At 67.2% G+C, this 16,739-nt stretch carries 15 protein-coding genes; 7 read left to right on the forward strand and 8 right to left on the reverse strand.

Annotated features, from left to right (window positions below; genetic code table 11):
- Positions 1–9 precede the first annotated feature (9 nt).
- The 3 genes from AC1DGP_RS00880 (at position 10) to AC1DGP_RS00890 (ending at position 2,961) form a co-directional block, all read left to right on the forward strand.
- Entirely contained in the window at positions 10–963 is a 954-nt protein-coding gene (locus AC1DGP_RS00880; protein WP_069877557.1) for an ABC transporter permease, read from the forward strand.
- A gap of 4 nt (positions 964–967) precedes the next feature.
- On the forward strand, positions 968–1,954 hold the full coding sequence (locus AC1DGP_RS00885) for an ABC transporter ATP-binding protein (RefSeq protein ID WP_441493544.1): 987 nt from the start codon (positions 968–970) through the stop codon (positions 1,952–1,954).
- 86 nt (positions 1,955–2,040) lie between these two features.
- Entirely contained in the window at positions 2,041–2,961 is a 921-nt protein-coding gene (locus AC1DGP_RS00890; protein ID WP_441506139.1) for an ABC transporter ATP-binding protein, read from the forward strand.
- Positions 2,962–2,982: 21 nt separating this feature from the next.
- Here the strand turns inward: AC1DGP_RS00890 and AC1DGP_RS00895 are convergent, their stop codons facing one another.
- On the reverse strand, positions 2,983–4,227 hold the full coding sequence (locus tag AC1DGP_RS00895) for a peptide ABC transporter permease (protein ID WP_476831630.1): 1,245 nt from the start codon (positions 4,225–4,227) through the stop codon (positions 2,983–2,985).
- A gap of 198 nt (positions 4,228–4,425) precedes the next feature.
- Between AC1DGP_RS00895 and AC1DGP_RS00900 the strand changes: the two genes are divergently transcribed.
- Complete coding sequence (locus AC1DGP_RS00900) at positions 4,426–4,941, forward strand: DUF2478 domain-containing protein (protein ID WP_441506108.1); 516 nt, start codon at positions 4,426–4,428, stop codon at positions 4,939–4,941.
- Between the two features lie 52 nt (positions 4,942–4,993).
- Positions 4,994–5,620, forward strand: coding sequence for a molybdenum cofactor guanylyltransferase MobA (gene mobA / locus AC1DGP_RS00905; protein WP_441493547.1), 627 nt, complete (start codon positions 4,994–4,996; stop codon positions 5,618–5,620).
- A 183-nt stretch (positions 5,621–5,803) separates the two neighbouring features.
- On the opposite strand, the gene AC1DGP_RS00910 is transcribed toward mobA, so the two are convergent.
- From AC1DGP_RS00910 to AC1DGP_RS00925, 4 genes are all read right to left on the reverse strand, one after another.
- A complete protein-coding gene (locus tag AC1DGP_RS00910) occupies positions 5,804–6,205 on the reverse strand; it encodes an SRPBCC family protein (protein ID WP_441506109.1) in 402 nt (133 codons plus the stop codon).
- A 112-nt stretch (positions 6,206–6,317) separates the two neighbouring features.
- Complete coding sequence (locus AC1DGP_RS00915; protein ID WP_441506110.1) at positions 6,318–7,340, reverse strand: MerR family transcriptional regulator; 1,023 nt, start codon at positions 7,338–7,340, stop codon at positions 6,318–6,320.
- A gap of 165 nt (positions 7,341–7,505) precedes the next feature.
- A complete protein-coding gene (locus tag AC1DGP_RS00920; RefSeq protein WP_441493550.1) occupies positions 7,506–8,639 on the reverse strand; it encodes an Mrp/NBP35 family ATP-binding protein in 1,134 nt (377 codons plus the stop codon).
- A 26-nt stretch (positions 8,640–8,665) separates the two neighbouring features.
- Entirely contained in the window at positions 8,666–8,896 is a 231-nt protein-coding gene (locus AC1DGP_RS00925) for a sulfurtransferase TusA family protein (RefSeq protein WP_441493551.1), read from the reverse strand.
- A 241-nt stretch (positions 8,897–9,137) separates the two neighbouring features.
- Between AC1DGP_RS00925 and mobB the strand changes: the two genes are divergently transcribed.
- Both mobB and AC1DGP_RS00935 read left to right on the forward strand, forming a co-directional pair.
- Positions 9,138–9,668, forward strand: a complete 531-nt coding sequence (gene mobB, locus AC1DGP_RS00930) for a molybdopterin-guanine dinucleotide biosynthesis protein B (protein ID WP_441493552.1) — start codon at positions 9,138–9,140, stop codon at positions 9,666–9,668.
- Positions 9,669–9,675: 7 nt separating this feature from the next.
- The gene (locus AC1DGP_RS00935) at positions 9,676–10,932 is read left to right on the forward strand and encodes a molybdopterin molybdotransferase MoeA (protein ID WP_441506111.1); all 1,257 of its coding nucleotides are present in this window, start codon (positions 9,676–9,678) and stop codon (positions 10,930–10,932) included.
- Between the two features lie 67 nt (positions 10,933–10,999).
- Here AC1DGP_RS00935 and AC1DGP_RS00940 read toward each other — a convergent pair whose 3' ends face one another.
- From AC1DGP_RS00940 to AC1DGP_RS00950, 3 genes are all read right to left on the reverse strand, one after another.
- Positions 11,000–11,773 carry a TIGR02186 family protein gene (locus AC1DGP_RS00940; protein ID WP_441488850.1) on the reverse strand — a complete coding sequence of 258 codons (774 nt, stop codon included), beginning with the start codon at positions 11,771–11,773 and terminating at the stop codon, positions 11,000–11,002.
- Complete coding sequence (locus AC1DGP_RS00945) at positions 11,770–12,699, reverse strand: sulfite exporter TauE/SafE family protein (protein WP_441506112.1); 930 nt, start codon at positions 12,697–12,699, stop codon at positions 11,770–11,772. Before AC1DGP_RS00945 ends, AC1DGP_RS00940 begins: the two co-directional genes overlap by 4 nt.
- Before the next feature lie 195 nt (positions 12,700–12,894).
- Positions 12,895–16,434 (reverse strand): hypothetical protein, encoded by a 3,540-nt coding sequence (locus AC1DGP_RS00950; protein WP_476831631.1) that lies wholly within the window; start codon positions 16,432–16,434, stop codon positions 12,895–12,897.
- Positions 16,435–16,739 lie beyond the last annotated feature (305 nt).

Genomic DNA, 16,739 nt, shown 5'->3' on the forward strand with positions numbered 1-16,739 from the left:
GTTGAAACCATGAGCATGACCACTCAGCCGCCCGCTTCGCCCGAGAAGATCCCGACCCGCTGGGAACGCTTCCTCGACAGCGACATTCTGGCCAGCTTCCTGCGCTCCAAGGTGACGATGGTCGCTGCCTTCGTCGTGCTGCTGCTGTTCATCGGCGCGGCCTTCTCGCCCTGGATCGCGCCGACCAATCCCTTCGACCCTGCCTCCGTCTTCCTCGCCGACGCCAACATCCCGCCGGCCTGGCAGCAGGGCGGGGAGGCCCGCTTCATCTTCGGCACCGACGACCAGGGTCGCGATCTCTATTCGGCCATTCTCTACGGCCTGCGCGTCTCGCTGGTGGTTGGCGGCCTCGGTGTGATCCTCGCCGCCTCGATCGGCATCACGCTCGGCCTGCTCGCGGGCTATCTCGGCGGACGTGTCGATTCGCTGATCATGCGCATCGCCGATGTCCAGCTCACCTTCCCGGCGATCCTGATCGCGCTCCTGATCGATGGCGTCGTCCGTGGCATMTTCAAGAGCGCCTCGCGCGAGGACACGGCGATCTATGTTCTGGTGATCTCGATCGGCCTGTCCTTCTGGGTGCAATATGCCCGCACCGTGCGGGGCTCGACGCTGGTCGAGCGCAACAAGGACTATGTCCAGGCAGCGCGTCTGGTCGGGCTGCCGGCGCCGCTGATCATGCTGCGCCATGTCCTGCCCAATGTGATCGGCCCGGTACTCGTCATCCTGACGATCAATCTGGCGCTCGCCGTCATCACCGAGGCGACGCTTTCCTTCCTGGGTGTCGGCCTGCCGCCGACGCAGCCCTCGCTCGGCACTCTGATCAGCATCGGCAACCGCTACCTGTTCTCCGGCGACTGGTGGATCGTCGCCTTTCCCGGCGTGACCCTGGCGATCCTGGTGCTGGCGGTGAACCTGCTCGGCGATTGGCTGCGCGATGCGCTCAATCCGCGGCTGAGGTGACCCGATGACCGTCCCCGTTCTTTCCGTCCGTGACCTGACCGTCGAGTTCGTGACGCGGCGCGGAACCTTGCGCGCGCTCGACAAGATCTCCTTCGATATCGCACGCGGCGAAGTGCTCGGTGTCGTCGGCGAATCCGGCGCGGGCAAGTCCGTCACCGGTTCCGCGATCATCGGCCTGATCGATCCGCCGGGGCGCATCGCCGGTGGCGAGGTCGTGCTGTCGGGCGAACGCGTCGACAATCTGCCGCCCGAGGCGATGCGCAGGATCCGCGGCAAGCGGATCGGCATGATCTTCCAGGATCCGCTGACCAGCCTGAACCCGCTCTACCGGGTCGGCGAGCAGTTGATCGAGACGATCCGGACTCATACGAGCCTGAGCGCAGCGGATGCCCGCGCGCGCGCCATCGCCCTGCTCGACGAGGTCGGCATCCCGGCGCCGGAGCGGCGGATCGACGGCTATCCGCACGAATTCTCCGGCGGCATGCGCCAGCGTGTCGTGATCGCGCTCGCGCTCTGCGCCGAGCCCGAGTTCATTATCGCCGACGAGCCGACGACTGCGCTCGACGTCTCGGTCCAGGCCCAGATCATCGCGCTGATCAAACGCCTCTGCAGTGAGCGCGGCACTTCGGTGATGCTGGTGACCCATGATATGGGCGTCATCGCCGAAACGGCCGACCGGGTCGCGGTGATGTATGCCGGCCGGATCGCCGAGATCGGCCCGGTCCGCGATGTAGTCAAGGACCCGCTCCACCCCTATGCGAAGGGGCTGATGGGCGCGATCCCGTCGATCGAGGGTGATGCCGACCGCCTCGTGCAGATTCCCGGCGCGATGCCCCGGCTTTCGGCCATTCCGCGGGGATGTGCCTTCAATCCGCGCTGCGCTCATGCCTTCGCCCGCTGCCATGTCGAGCGGCCCGAGCTGACCAGGGTCGGCGACCGGCAGGTCGCCTGCCATCTCTACGACCAGCCCAATGCGGAGATCGCAGCGTGAGCCAGCTCCCTCCGCCTAACGCCGCCTTCGTCCAGGTCCGCGACCTGAAGCGCGTCTTCGACGTGTCGAAGCCCTGGCTCAACCGCATGCTCGAACGCGCGCCGAAGCAGTATCTGAAGGCCGTCGACGGGGTTTCCTTCGATATCCGCAAGGGCGAGACCTTCGCGCTCGTCGGTGAATCCGGCTCGGGCAAGTCCACCGTCGCGCGCATGGTGGTCGGCCTGCTGCCACCCTCGGGCGGTACTGTCAGCATCGCCGGCATCTCGATGAACGACGTTGCGGTCGCGCAGGAGCGTCAGCGGATGCGTCGGCGCATCCAGATGATCTTCCAGGATCCCTATGCCAGCCTGAATCCGCGCTGGCGTGTCGGCCGGATCATCGCCGAGCCGATCCGCGCCTTCGACATCATCGAGGGCGAAGGCGACATCAATGCCCGCATCGGCGAATTGCTGACGCTGGTCGGCCTGCATCCCGATGACGCCAAGAAGTTCCCGCACGAGTTCTCCGGGGGGCAGCGCCAGCGCATCGCGATCGCACGCGCGCTCGCCTCGAATGCCGAGTTCATCGTCTGCGACGAGCCGACATCGGCGCTTGATGTCTCCGTGCAGGCGCAAATCCTCAACCTGATGCGCGATCTGCAGCAGAAATTCGGGCTGACCTATCTCTTCATCTCGCACAACCTCGCCGTGGTCCGGCATATGGCGACGCGCATCGGCGTGATGTATCTCGGCCGGCTTGTGGAAGTTTCGGAGGGCAAGCAGCTCTTCTCGGCCCCGCGCCATCCCTATACCCGCATGCTGCTCGATGCGGTTCCGGATCTCGCCATGGTCGGCAAGGCGCGCGAGGGCGTGAAGGGGGAAATCCCGAACCCGATCAACCCGCCCTCCGGCTGCACCTTCCATCCGCGCTGTCCGCTGGCGTTCGACCGCTGCAAGATCGAGAATCCGCCGGTGATCGACGGTGTCGCCTGCCATGCCGTGAACGGCGACCGGGCGGCAGCGGCCTGAGCCGCGCCGCTCAGGGGGCGATCAGGAGGAAGCAGGCCCGCCGGCCTTTGGCCTGCTGTTCGCTGCAGGCTGCGGCATCAATGGCGCGAGCGGTCGCTCGGTCCGGTATTGCCCGCGGGCAATCGCCGTGAACATCAGGGCGACGGAGGCGAGCGTCATCAGCCACCAGGTCTGGAAGGTGGCAAAGCCCAGAACGGCAAGCGCGAAGGCCGTGACATAGGCAGCAGTGACGCCGGCGGCGAGCGCTCCCGCCATCTGGCCCGCGGCCTTGATCGCAAAGTACAGGCAGATCGCGGCCGAAGCGGCTCCGACAAGGCCGAGCTCGAACCAGAACTCGAACAGAATGGTCGTCGGCGTGTCTTGAGGCAGGCCACCCGTCAGGCGGCCGCGCAGCACGGTGTCGAGGCCGTGCCCGGTGATCAGCTGAACCGGTTCGCGGCTGACGATGTCGGCCCAGATGCCGAGGGTGAGGGCGAGATCGTCGGGCAAGCGCGATGCGATCGGCATCAGCAGGAAGGGCAGGAGCGGCGCCAGCAACATCAGCCCGGCAACGATAATGGCGATGGCGCGAGCGGCGACGACCCGATTGGCGCTGATCGCTCCGAAGGCCACCGTGCCGCAGATCATCGCCACCGCCTCGCCATCCTCGAAGCGGGTCATGGCAAGCAGGCCGACGGCGAGAGCGAGGCCCAGTGCGCTCAAGCCGCGCGCACGCGAGAGGAGCCAGGCGAAGGCGGGCCACGACATGATCAGCACGACGCTGACGCCGCGTTCGACGCCCGGAGAGACGCCAGCGGCGCTCATGTTCCCGGCGACCAGCAGCGCGAGAGCAAACAGCGCGGCGATGCCGGTGCCGAGCGGCACGAGATTGAGGTTCGAGGCGCGCATGCGTTCCGGGAGCGCCGCGGCACCGCAAAAGCCGAGCGCGACGGCAAGAACCAGATTGGTGGCCTTCTCGGTCGCCGAAAGCGTGTAGGGGCTCCAGACCAGCGAGAGCAGGGCCCAGGCCACGAGCCCCATCAGGATCATGCCTGGCCGGCTCAGCAGGGAATCCCTCAGATTCCTGCCGAACTGGCCACGCTCCTCGATCAGCGAGGAAATGATGAGCAACGCAACCCCGATCGGCGCGAGCACGACGGCCGCGCGACGCGACACCAGCGACGCTATCGGTAGCGCCAGCGCAAGCGTGGCGAAGCCGATGCGACGCAGCAGCAAGGCTGCGTCCGCGGCGGGGTCAATCGGGGCATTGGCGGTGTGGCGGATCATGGACGGCAACCGAACAAACGGCTTTGACCGGAGAACACGCCGGACGTCAGCCCCGCAGCACCCTAGCTTGTGGCGGCCCGCGCGACTGTAGGTGCGCTGCAACAGTGAGCCGGCATCTGACGCAGGGCCATGACGCCATCATAGCACCTTGCGGTCACGGTTCTGGCTGCGGATGATATTTCGTGGGATGGAGGGACGATGAACACGCTTGCCGCAATCGTCTATTCCTCCGGTTTCCAGATCGATGCATTCATGGTTGGCCTTGCCAGCCAGATGAAGCGGCAGGGGTTGAAGCTCGGCGGTGTCGTCCAGCACAACGGCGATGATTGCGGGGATGGCTGTCACGCCATGGCGCTGGAGGACCTCGCGAATGGCCGGCGCTTTCCGATCAGCGAGGATCGTGGTGCGGGCGCGTCGGGTTGCCGGCTCGACGTCGCCGGCCTTGCGGCAGCGGGAGGAGCGGTCGCGGCCGCTCTGACGGGAAACATCGATCTCGTGATCGTCAACAAGTTCGGGCGGCAGGAGCAGCTTGGTCAGGGCCTGCGCCAGGAGATCGCGGCCGCGGCGCTATCGGGCCTGCCCGTGCTGATCGCCGTTCGCGAGGATTTCGTTTCGGCCTGGCGTGAGTTTGCCGGCGATGACTGGACCCCATTGCCGCCTGAGGGCCGAGCGGTGGAGACCTGGGCTGCGGATCGGCTCGGTGTGCCGGCGTGAGGCCCGGCGCCGCCGATCGCGAACGCGAGATGCGACGCTTGCGGGCCATGGCATGACCATCCCTCCAACGCTTGGTCTCCTCCTCGCCGGCGGGCTCGCGCGCCGCATGGGCGGTGGCGACAAGCCGCTTCGGCTGATCGCCGGGCGCAGCATTCTCGCCCATGTCGTCGATCGCCTGGGGCCGCAATGCGACGGACTTCTGATCAATGCCAATGGCGACCTGTCGCGCTTCGCTGAATTCGGCCTGCCGGTGGTCGCCGACAGCGTGCCCGGTTTCGCCGGGCCGCTGGCCGGCATCCTGGCCGGGCTCGACTGGATGGCCGCGAACCGCCCCGGACATGCCTGGATGGTCAGCGTTGCGGCAGACACCCCCTTCATCCCGCGTGATCTTGTGCAACGGCTCCATGTGGCGCGCGCAGCGGGCAATGTTCCGCTGGCCTGCGCTGCATCGGGCGGCTGGGACCATCCGGTGATCGGGCTGTGGCCGGTCGCGCTGCGTGACGACTTGCGGCATGCACTCACGGTCGAGGATGAGCGAAAGATCGGCCGCTGGACGGCGCGCCATGGTGTTGCGGCGGCGGAGTGGCCGGTCGATCCGGTCGACCCGTTCTTCAATGCCAATCGCCCTGATGACCTGGTCGAGGCCGAGCAGCTTCACGCGCGGCTGAGCGATGCGTGATGGTGGGTTGGGGCGCCCGCTGTACCAGCTTGCCGCAGAGCCCGGCTCTGAGGGCGCGTGCCGGCTTCGCTACGGAAGCGCGAAGGTGCATTGGAAACCATCGAACAGCGTCAAACAGGCGCGCCGAGGCATGGATCTCAGGTTTCTGCGCCCGATGGCGTCAGCACGGGCCAATCGCTCTCGTCAGCCTTCCAGCAGCGCTTTGAGACGCCTCAGATCGCTCGTGACCCAGTCGGCATCGCGGGCGAAATCGTCGTCGCTCATCTCGGCCCGCTTGTAGAGAGTGAAGATCACCTCGCTGCCATCGCCATTGGCGAGGGCGCGCATCGGGTTGTGCATCGGCTCCCCGTGATCGGGGATCACGGCATGGTCGAGCACACCGTAAGGATTGGGTTCGCTGAACAGGATGCGCATCAGGCCCAATGGGGTCTCGGCAGCCCAGGTCATGCCTTCGATATGCCTGAAACTATGGCCCAGCCCTTCGGCCCATTTCGGGAAGTTACGGGGCTCTGCCAGAAAGCCGTAGACCTGCTCGATCGGCCTGCCGATCGAGATGCTGATATGGCGCGCGGGCTGAACGGGCATGGAACGACCTCCTTTCGGTCAACCTAGAACAAAAGAAGAACATTGGCAAATGCCTGGAGCCGCCCCGGTATCCGGCCGGGGCGGCTGGGCGCCGGTGCGGAGGGCCGATTGATTACGCCAGCCGGGGTGGGCATGCGATCCGCGCCCGCACCTGGGGTGAGGCGAGGCAGGTGGCGACGGCCTCGTAGCCGGGAGTGCCGGGGTAGGGGGAGACACGGACCGGTGGGCTGTGATTGGCAGGGCAGAGGATGATCGCCTCGTCGGACCCAACGGCTGCCAGATCCAGAATCGCGCAGGAGCGCGTGAGCATGAAGAGCGGCCGTCCATGCGGCCCGCGGCCGCGCAGATGGGCGATCAAGGCTTGCTGGGTGGCCTGATCCAACCCGTCCTCGATCATGTCGACGACCAGGACCGCGGGACCCTCCGCTTCCAGTTCGGCGACCAGGGCGGCCAGCGCACCAGACATCCGGGCGCCGTCGTCGACGAGCCGGGCCAGGGTCCTGGCGACCCGAGACTTCAATGCCGGATCGGAATCCATGTCTGCCCGGCCGATTGCGCCGTCAGCCGCGATCCGATCGAGCCCGAGGAAGGCCGCATCGGGCAAGACCTCGGCCAGGCGCCGGGCCAGCCGCGTCTTGCCGCTGCCGAGCGGGCCGACAATGTAGGTCAGCGGCAGGATTTCGCGCAGCTCAAACCGTTCGCCGCCCCAGGGCCAGGGCAGATCGAAGGCGACGCCGCGTTCGATTGCGGGCTCCAGCAGGCGCACCAGTTCTCCGGCCGCGGGTGCCTGACCTCTGGCAAGGTCAGTCCGCAGGCTGCGGACCTTCTCCAGCGTTCCTGCGAGCTGACGGGCACGCTCCTCGAGCGAAGCCTGGTGAGCCGCCAGGGCCGGTTCCAGCTCCTGGGCATCGCCTCCAAGCACGCGCGCCACCTGGACGAGGCTCAGCCCAAGCGCGCGCAATGCGGCAATCTCGGCGGCACGAGCCATCTCGGCGGGGCCATAGGCGCGCCACCCGGCCATGGTGCGGACCGGGGCGACCAGTCCGCGCTGCTCGTAGATGCGCAACGCCTTGGCGGAAACACCAAGCCGCCTGGCCGCCTCGGCCGGGTTCAGGAAAGGAGTGCAAGAGCTCACGAATCACCTCGTTACCGGCTGACCGCTGCCCTTATCGGGGCGGTCCCAGGGGCCGGGTCAACAACGCGCTCGCGATGTCTGGCCGCCTCCACGCTCGCGGCATGAGGCCGGAGGCGAGTGTCCGCTCGCCGCCGAGTTCTGATTTCGGGCCGGGGGGCGGTGCCTCTATTCGATGACGATGCGGGGCGCGGCCCGGGTCTTGCCACTCAGGCCCGCCTGAACCTGCCTCGCAATGGCCAGATAGGCCTTGGCATGGGCGCTTTCTGGGTCGCTTGCCACGATCGGCCGGCCGGCGTCCGAGGTCTCGCGGATCGGCATGGCAAGCGGGATCTCGCCAAGGAAGGGCACGCCCAGCCGCTCTGCCTCGTGCCGCGCCCCGCCATGGGCGAAGATGTCGGAGCGGTGGCCGCATTCCGGGCAGACGAAATAGCTCATGTTCTCAACGATACCGAGGATCGGCACCTCGACGCGCTTGAACATGGCGACGCCGCGACGGGCATCGAGCAGAGCCAGATCCTGAGGCGTCGAGACGATCACTGCGCCCGCGAGCGGTGTCTGCTGCGCCATGGTGAGCTGCGCGTCACCCGTGCCGGGCGGCATGTCGACGACCAGCACGTCGAGTTCGCCCCAGGCGACCTCGCGCAACATCTGGGTGATGGCCGAGATCACCATCGGCCCACGCCAGATCATCGGCGTCTCCTCGTCGATCAGGAAGCCGATCGACATGATCTTCAGCCCATAGGCCTCCATCGGTGCCAGCGTCCGGCCGGAGACCAGGCGCGGCTTACCGGTGATGCCGAAGATCTTGGGCACGGAGGGACCGTAGATATCGGCGTCGAGTACGCCGACCTTGAGGCCGAGCATCGCGAGCGCGACCGCGAGATTGGCCGTGGTCGTCGACTTGCCGACGCCGCCCTTGCCGCTGGCCACCGCGATGATCTGCTTCACGCCGGGCACGCCGGCGGCCTTTGGCATCGGCCCGCCGGGACCTGGCTGGCCGTGCGCCTGCTGGCGTGCCTGCGCGGCGGCAGAGGGCGCCGGTCGCGACGGCGCCTTGTCTGCCGTGAGCCCGACCAGAACCTGGGTGACGCCCGGAATACCGCCGACCGCGCTTTCCGCGGCCCTTCGCACGGGTTCCATCGCTTCAGCCTCGGTCGGATCGATGCCGATCGCAAAGATCACCTTGCCGCCGTCGATCAGGATTTCCGCGATACGGCCGGAAGCGCGCAGCGATTGGCCGCTCGCGGGCAGTTTCACCAGCTCGAGCGCGCGCAGAATGTCGGATTCGGTCAGGGCCACGAAGGCGTACTCCGGCTGGCGCGGCGTCAGGCCGCAGCTTTGCGAATGTGGAAGACGAGAAGTTCGCCCTCGGAACGGCTGAGCTCGATTGCGTCGCCCGTCTCGCGCATCAGGTTGGGAATGTCGATCGCCGCCATGGGATCGGTGCACTCGACGACGAACAAGGCTCCGGCGTCGGCGCTCCTCAGCGCCTTGCGCACGCGCAGTGTCGGCAAGGGGCATTTCAAGCCGCGCAGATTGAGGGGGATCGAGATCATGGGCCGAGCCTGTCGAATACGCAGTGCTTCATATGATGGCTTCTTGCGCGGGAGCAACCACCGGCCCTTCGCCGCAGCGGAGCGCGAGAGGCCTTGCTGCCCTGTCGGCATCGCACGGGGCGCGATGATCGCGGGCATGAGCCGTGGCGGTCCCATCCACTTGGCTTGACCGGGGAGGGGGCGTGCCAGATGACAACAGGGTGCCTTTGTGCCCGATCGTGTTTTGGGGGATTCAGCTTTGATGCGTGTGATCGGCCTGGCAGGGTGGAGCGGTGCCGGCAAGACGACCTTGCTGACGCGCCTGATCCCGGAACTTGCACGCCGCGGTGTCTCGGTCTCCACGGTCAAGCACGCGCACCATGGCTTTGACCTCGATAAGCCCGGCAAGGATTCCTACGAACACCGTCAGGCGGGCGCGCATGAGGTGCTGATCTCGTCCGAGCGCCGCTGGGCGCTGATGCATGAACTGCGCGGCGAGCCGGAAGCGCATCTGCCGGATCTGCTCCGGCGACTATCCCCGGTCGATCTGGTGATCATCGAGGGGTTCAAGCGCGAGCCGCATCTCAAGATCGAGGTGCATCGCGCAGCCAACGGCAAGCCGCCGCTGCACCCGGGCGACCCCATGATCGTCGCGATCGCCTGCGACAGCGCATTTCCCGAGGCGGGCTGCCCTGTCGTGGATCTCGACGACATCGGCGCAATCGCAGAGATTGTGCTTTCTTGCGCCGAGCCGCTCACCGCCATTCTGGCTCGCGTGCAGCAACAGGGTTGAGGGCAGAATGGCGCAACTCAGCGAGGATACTTTCGCCTTCGGTGGCCCCTTGATGAGCATCGAGCAAGCGGCTGACCTTGCGGGCCAGCGGATTCGGCCGGTGGAGGGCACGGAGCAGGTCGCCTTGGCCGACGCCGATGGTCGGGTTCTCGCCAGCGATGTCGTGGCCGGCCTCGATCTCCCGCCCTTCGCCAATTCTGCCGTGGATGGCTATGCGGTCCGCTTCGTCGATCTGGCGTCGGCAGGAGAGACCCGCCTCGCGCTCTCAGGCCGGCTTGCCGCCGGCACTGACGCGGCGGGCATTGCAACTGCAGGCGTGGCCGTCCGGGTCTTTACGGGCGCGCCGATACCGGAAGGAGCCGATACCGTCTTCATGCAGGAGGATGTGACAGCGGAAGAAGGCTTCGTCCGTCTGCCCGGAGGCCTCAAACGCGGTGCCAATGCCCGACCGGCCGGCGAGGATATCGCGCGTGGAGAGACCGCCCTGTCGGCAGGCCGGCGCCTGCGGCCGCAGGATCTCGCGCTGCTGGCTGCGCTCGGTCATGCCTCTGTCGACGTTCGCCGCCGGCCGCGTGTCGCGATCTTTTCGACGGGCGATGAGCTGGCGGAGCCGGGCCTGCCCCTGCCGCCGGCCGCGATCTACGACGCCAACCGCGCTGCGCTGCGTGCCATGGTGGCGCGGGCGGGGGCGGATGTGGTCGATCTCGGCATCCTGCGTGACGAGCCGGGCAGCCTGGCTGCGCGCCTGAGCGGCGCGGCCCGGAGTTGCGACCTGATCCTGACTTCCGGCGGCGTCTCGATCGGAGAGGAGGATCACGTCAAGGCGGCGGTCGAACAGGTCGGCGCGCTGGTCTTCTGGCGTATCGGCATCAAGCCGGGCCGGCCGGTGGCCATGGGCGTCATCGAAGGCGTGCCGTTTATTGGCCTGCCGGGAAATCCGGTTGCCGTGTTCGTCACCTTCGCCTTTGTCGCACGCCCGGTCCTGGCACGGCTTGCCGGCTCGGCCCATGTTGCCCCGGTGCCGCTGCCTGTAAGGCTCGGCTTCCCCTATCGGAAGAAGCCCGGGCGGCGTGAGTATGTCGGTGTTTCGCTCGCTCCTGGAGCGGACGGTGTCATGATCGCGTCCAAGCATCCTCTGGACGGGGCCGGGGTCATGACCTCGCTGACGCGCACGCACGGGCTGGTAGAGCTCGCGGAGGACCTGACATACCTCGAGTCCGGAACCCTCGTGCCGTTCCTCGCCTATGATCTCCTGGTCGCGTAGCGCCGGGTTTAGATCATCGGACCGGAAATCGTATCCGGTCCGATGGCCTAGCTTTTCGGGCCAATGCTCAGTCGCGCCGGAAAATGACGCTGGAGAGCCAGCCCAGAAGCAGCGCCATGGCCGCCGTGGCCAGTCCGTAGAGGAGCGGATGGTCATGTGCGCCGGTCGCCAGCCGCTGCTCGATGCCGGTCTTGATCACCTCGAAATTGGTGGTCTGGCGCGCCAGCATGGCGCCGCCTGAATAGAGCGCGATCTCGATCTCGTAGGAGCCGGTCGGTGCGGTGGCGGGCACATCGATCGGCGCGCTGAACAATGTTTCCGACAGGAAGGTGACGCCGCGCTCGTCCTGCGCATAGAGACCCTTGTCTTCGAGGATTCGGATCAGCGCCTGGCGAAAGCGCACAGTGCTCTCCTCATAATAGAGCTCCGGCGGCAAGTTGCGCTGGGTGTTGGCCAGCCCGATCCTGTCGCGCCGCGCCGCATCCTCGTTGACGATCTCGTTCAGGGGCCGGTTGCTCGACACCATCAGGAATATCGGGCGATCGACGAAGCGCCGCTGCGTCCGGTTGATCCAGATCGGCCCGAGCCGTTCCTTCTCGCGGACGATCAGCATGCGCTGTGGCCCACGCACCGTCACCACGATGTCGTAAGGGTCGCCGCGCGCCACCGTCCGCCCGCCGCGTTCGACCAGGCCGAAGACCGTCAGTTGATCGCCGGTATAGTTCGAGGAGATCTGGATCTGATGGCTAGACACGGATGCGATCAGCGTTTCGGCACGCGGGGCAGTGGCCGCGATGGAGGTCAGCAGCAACGCAGCGGCCAGGGACCTGAAGCCCTTCATCGCGCGCTCTCCGGCAGGACTACCGAGAAGGGGTCGCTGGGCGGGATGAACAGCTCGATCGCGAAGCGCAGGCCCACCGACAGGATCAGCAGCGCAAGCAGCAGACGGAAGGAGTCGACATTCAGGTTGCGCGCCGCGCGGCCGCCGAACTGGGCCCCGATCACGCCGCCGACCAGGAGCAGTGCCGCCAGGATCAGGTCGACCGACTGGTTTGTGAGGGCGTGCAGCATGGTTGCGCCCGTCATCGTCACCAGGATCTGGAACAAGGAGGTGCCGACGACGACCGCCGGCGGGATGCGGAAGAAGTAAATCAGCGCCGGCACCAGGATGAAACCACCGCCCACGCCGAGCACGGCGCCGATGAAGCCGATGACGATGGCGAGCGCGGCGATCGGGATGACGCTGGCGTAGAGCTGCGAACTGTGAAAACGCATGCGCCAGGGCAGCTTCATCCATTGCGGATGTGTGCCGGCCTGACGGCGCCGGCGTGCCGGCTTGCCCGCCTTGGCGCGCAGCGCCGAGCGCAGCGCGTCATAGAGCATCAATCCGCCAATGATGGTGAACAGCGTCACATAGGACAGGGTGATGACCAGATCGAGCTGACCGAGCCGGCGCATCGAGTTGAAGAACAGAACGCCGAAAATGGTGCCGATGATGCCCCCGCCGACCAGGACGCTGCCGAGCTTGAGGTCGAGCGCCTTGCGGCGCCAGTAGGTCAGGACGCCGGTCATCGACGAGCCGGCGACCTGGGCGGCCACGGTCGCCACGGCAACTGCCGGAGGGATATCGAGGAAGATCAGAAGAGGGGTCAGCAGGAAGCCACCGCCGACCCCGAACAGGCCGGAGATGAAGCCGACGGCACCGCTCAGACCCAGCACCATCAGGATGCTGATCGGCAGTTCCGCGATCGGGAGATAAATCTGCACCTTTGCCCTCGTGTGCCGGCGCGGCATGAGATTCGGCGCCGGCTCGTCCCAGATTGCACCAATCCGGTTAGGCAAATCCTTATCGTGGACGAAGAAGGTGTTGCGGCCGGATCGGCTGAAGTCGCGATCAACCTCTGATGGCTGCGTAACGCGTCGAAACCATGACAGGCAGGCCAGGGGCCTGCCTGTCATGCATTAGCTGCGAGCTGGCTTTGCGGGCTTCCTGACGGCCGCGCTTGTATTGTCTTCCCAACCCTGTGCCGGTGCCGCAACCTCGTTGGCGCCAGGCTCGAGCACCTTTGCCTTCCAGGAATCGACAGCGAGCTTCGCCGCTGCCAGGTCGTTGGGGTTGAGGCGTCCGGCGACTTCGTCACGCTTGCGGGCCGCATCGTCGTCGCCCTGCTTGGCGGCGATGGCGAACCAGAGATAGGACTGGCTGAGATCGGCTGGCACGCCGAGGCCGCGGCCCAGCAGAACGGCGAGATTGTATTGGCTGTCGCGCACGCCTGCGTCCGCGGCGCGGCGGAACCATTCCGTCGCCGTCGCATAGTCCGCCTTGCCGTCGACGCCCTCGGCATAAAGCACGGCGAGATTGTGCATGGCCTTGGCATTCCCGCGCTCTGCGGCACGGGAGTACCAGACCCGCGCCAGTGCGATGTCGCGCTGGGTGCCCACGCCCTTCTCGAACATGTTGGCCAGTCGGAACTGCGCTGGCGCCAGCCCGGCGACCGCGGCGCGTTCGAACAGGCGCAAGGCCAGTTTCGGATCGCGTGTCGCGTTGCTGCCATCGGCCGCGCGGCTGGCGAGCTCGTAGACGGCACGGGCATCACCTGCCTGGGCGGCCTTGCGCAGGCCTGGCGTTCCAAATCCGGCAGGCAGGTCGCCGAGCCCGGTGACGGCCTGAACCGGGTCGGGCGCGGTCGCTGGCGGCAGCGCGGCGGTTGCCGTCGGTTGGGTGGTCGAGCTGGTGGTTTCGGGAGAGCCGAGAATCGGGGCTGCCGGTCCCGCGAAGGCGGCGGCCGGGCCGAGTTCGACCGGCGAAAGCACCGAGCTCTGATCCTTCGTGGGCTTGGCTGGAGCTTCCGGGGCGGCGGGTTCCGGGGCAGCGACGGCGGGAGCGGAGGCAGGAGTCTGAACGGTTTCGTTGCCGGCGGCCTTCGTCTTCGGGCTTTGCAGTGCGCCGGTGACGACATGGGCGGTGCCCATGGCAAGAACGACAGCGGCCAGCCCGAGCAGGAGCGGGCGGCGACGCTTCTCCATGATCTCCTTGAGCTTGCCGCCCTTGGAGGTGCTGGTGCCGCTGCGCTCGGCTTCCGCCGCGGGCACAGAGGCTGCGGCTTCGGAGGCCGCCTTTGCCGAACGCCGTGCCGCAGCGATCAGGTTCTGGCGGACCGATTGAGGATCCTGGGCTGCCGCGGCCGGAGCGGCCGGTGTGTCCTGGCGCGGCCGGCCCGAGCCCGGTTCGAGCGGCAGGTCATGGGACCTGGCGGCAGGCGCTTCTGCTGCGCGTTCCGCCGGCCGGGTCGTCTCCAGCCGGGCGCCAAAGCGATCCTCGATCGCGGCGCTCATGCTGGCAGGAAGTGCAAGGCCACGCGTCGACGGCATGGTGGAGGGGCGCGCCGCGGCCGCCGGGGCCGGTGCGAGCGCGACCTCCTTCCGCTCGAGGCCGAGCTCGGCTTCGAGGCTGGCGAGGCGCGAGATGATCGTCTCGAGGGTCTGATGGACGGCGCCGATCGCGTCCTGCGTCTCCCGGCCGGAGGCGGCGTTGCTCTCGCGCAGTCCGGAAACCAGGGTGCTCAGCTCAGCAAAGCCTCCCGCCTGAGCGGGGGTCTTGCTCGCCATATCGGCCATGGCGGTGCGTGCGGCACGTTCGGCCGCGGCTGCGGTGTCCTCGCGCACGGTCTGGAGGTGTCGCACGAGGTCCTGCAGCGTGCGCTCGATCCCGGTCTCGGCCGAACGCGTCGCGACGGCCTCGTCGAGCCGGCTGGCGAGGCCGGCGATCTGCTGTTCGAGTGCATCGAAGGAATCGGATTCGGCGCCAGGGCGTCCCGCCTCGTCGATCTTCTCGGCGAGGCTGCGCAACATGTCCTCAACCGGGCGCATGTCGACGCGCGCGACCTGTACGTTGCCGCCGTCATGGACCATCTGGGTCAGGTTGCTGGAGGCTGCGAGACTCTCGATCCGGGCAGCCAACCCTTCGATCTGCTTCATGACTGCTGCCGGGCCGTGATCCGCCAGCGTCTCGATCTGGTGCTGCAGGCTGTCGATCCGGTCCGCGAGCTGGTTCGGCTGCCGATCGGAGACATCCTCGAGCTTGATGATGAGGGCCTCAATCCGGCGCGACAGCTCGTTCGATGCCGGAGAGCCGGAGGCGCCGATCTCGTTGAGCCGCGCGAAGAGTTGCTCGGTCTGAGACGTGATCACCTCGGGGCGCATCACGGGCAGCGAATCGACCTTGTCAGCTAGCGCCTCGACCTGCCGCGACAGCGAAAGCAGCGGGGCGGGATCGCCGAAACGGTCGGTGAGCAGGGCGTCGCGCACGTCCTCGATCGCCTGGGACAGGCCACGCATCGAGAGTGCATCAGGCTGCCCGTCGCGCAGCCGGGCGACTTCGCCCGCCAGAGCCGAAACCTGATGCGAAAGATCGCCGAGGCGGTTATCGCCGGTGCTCGTGGCGAGCAGTTCACGCAATTCTGCGATGTCGCGAAGCACAGGGGTCAGTGCAGCGCGGTCGCTGCCGCGCGCCGCGAGTGCGTCGACCTTGGCGGCGAGATGCGCGATCTCCAGCTCGAAACGGGCATAGCTCTCGCCGGAATTCTCGCGGGCGAGGCGGGCGACTTCGGTTTCGATCCGCGCCAGAGGCTTCAGGATAGGCTCGATACGGTCGTTCCGGTCCAGCCGCTCCAGCTTCGAACCCAGATCGGCAATCAGCCTTTCCAGTGCGGGCGTTTCGACCTGGCGTGACGCCGCAGCCGGGGAGAGGCGCTCGGACATGAGAGAGGGATGGTCGCCCCTGGCGCCGACCCTCTCGCCCAACGATCGGAGATCCTGCCGCAAGGCCGCGACCCGGCTCTCGCTCAGGCCTGTCCGGCCCGAGGCGGCGGCTTCGGGATCGGTATCCAGCATGCGCTGGCGCGTGCGGATATCCGTCACCGCTGCGGCCAGGCCATCGCGATTCAGGGCCGGGCGGGCGGCGGCAGCCTTGCTCTGGGCATCAACCGCCTTGCGCTCGATCTCGGCAATGCGCTCGCCCATGGTCTTGATCGCGTCGGCGATGACGTTGGTGGCGCGTTCCTGACGCTCGGCGTTACTGCGCTCGCCGCTGACGAGACGGTTCTCGGTCTTCTCGATCCAGCGCGCGATCGAATCCAGGGCGCCGGCCGTCTTGGCGCTCGATTCCCGGGTCATGCGCTCGGCGAGGGCGGCCTGCGACAACGCGGCCTCGATCTGGCCCCGCGACATCTCGGGAGCAAACTGCGGCGCCGCAGCGCTTGCTGCGGCCTGCGAGGAGGTTTCCATCTGCCCTTGGGAGAGCTTGGCGAGGCGCTCGGACAGCGCTGCGATGTCGAGCTGCTCCAGAGGGGCGGCTGTCGGCTCGCTCTCTTCCGCCTCGACGCGAATCTTGTGGTCCAGCCATTCACCCAGGGTCATTCCGGCGCGCCGCGCCGCGGCCTTTGCGGCATCGCGGGTGCGCGGATCAACGCCCTTGACGCTCCAGGGCAAGCTATTGGCCATGATCTCGCTCGCCTAAGGGGACCGGTCTTCAGTCGGGATGCGCAGCCCCCTGGCGCCGCAGCTTCCCCGCGCGAAACAGGCGATCGTGAAGATTCAGTTGCCGCTGACGACGGCCTGGCTCGCAGACCCGACTTTTGGCCGTCACGGTAAACGGACGGTTAATATCCGGGGGCCGGCCGTTAATTTTTTGCAAACGCCCGGACAGGGGCAGCACGAATGCCGGGCTCGTAACCGTAATTTACCCCCAATTGGCCGATATTACCTGACGCTAGGAGATGGGGCGAGCTATTCCCCCTACCCAACGG

Source organism: Allobosea sp. 05T433, from assembly GCF_056396065.1.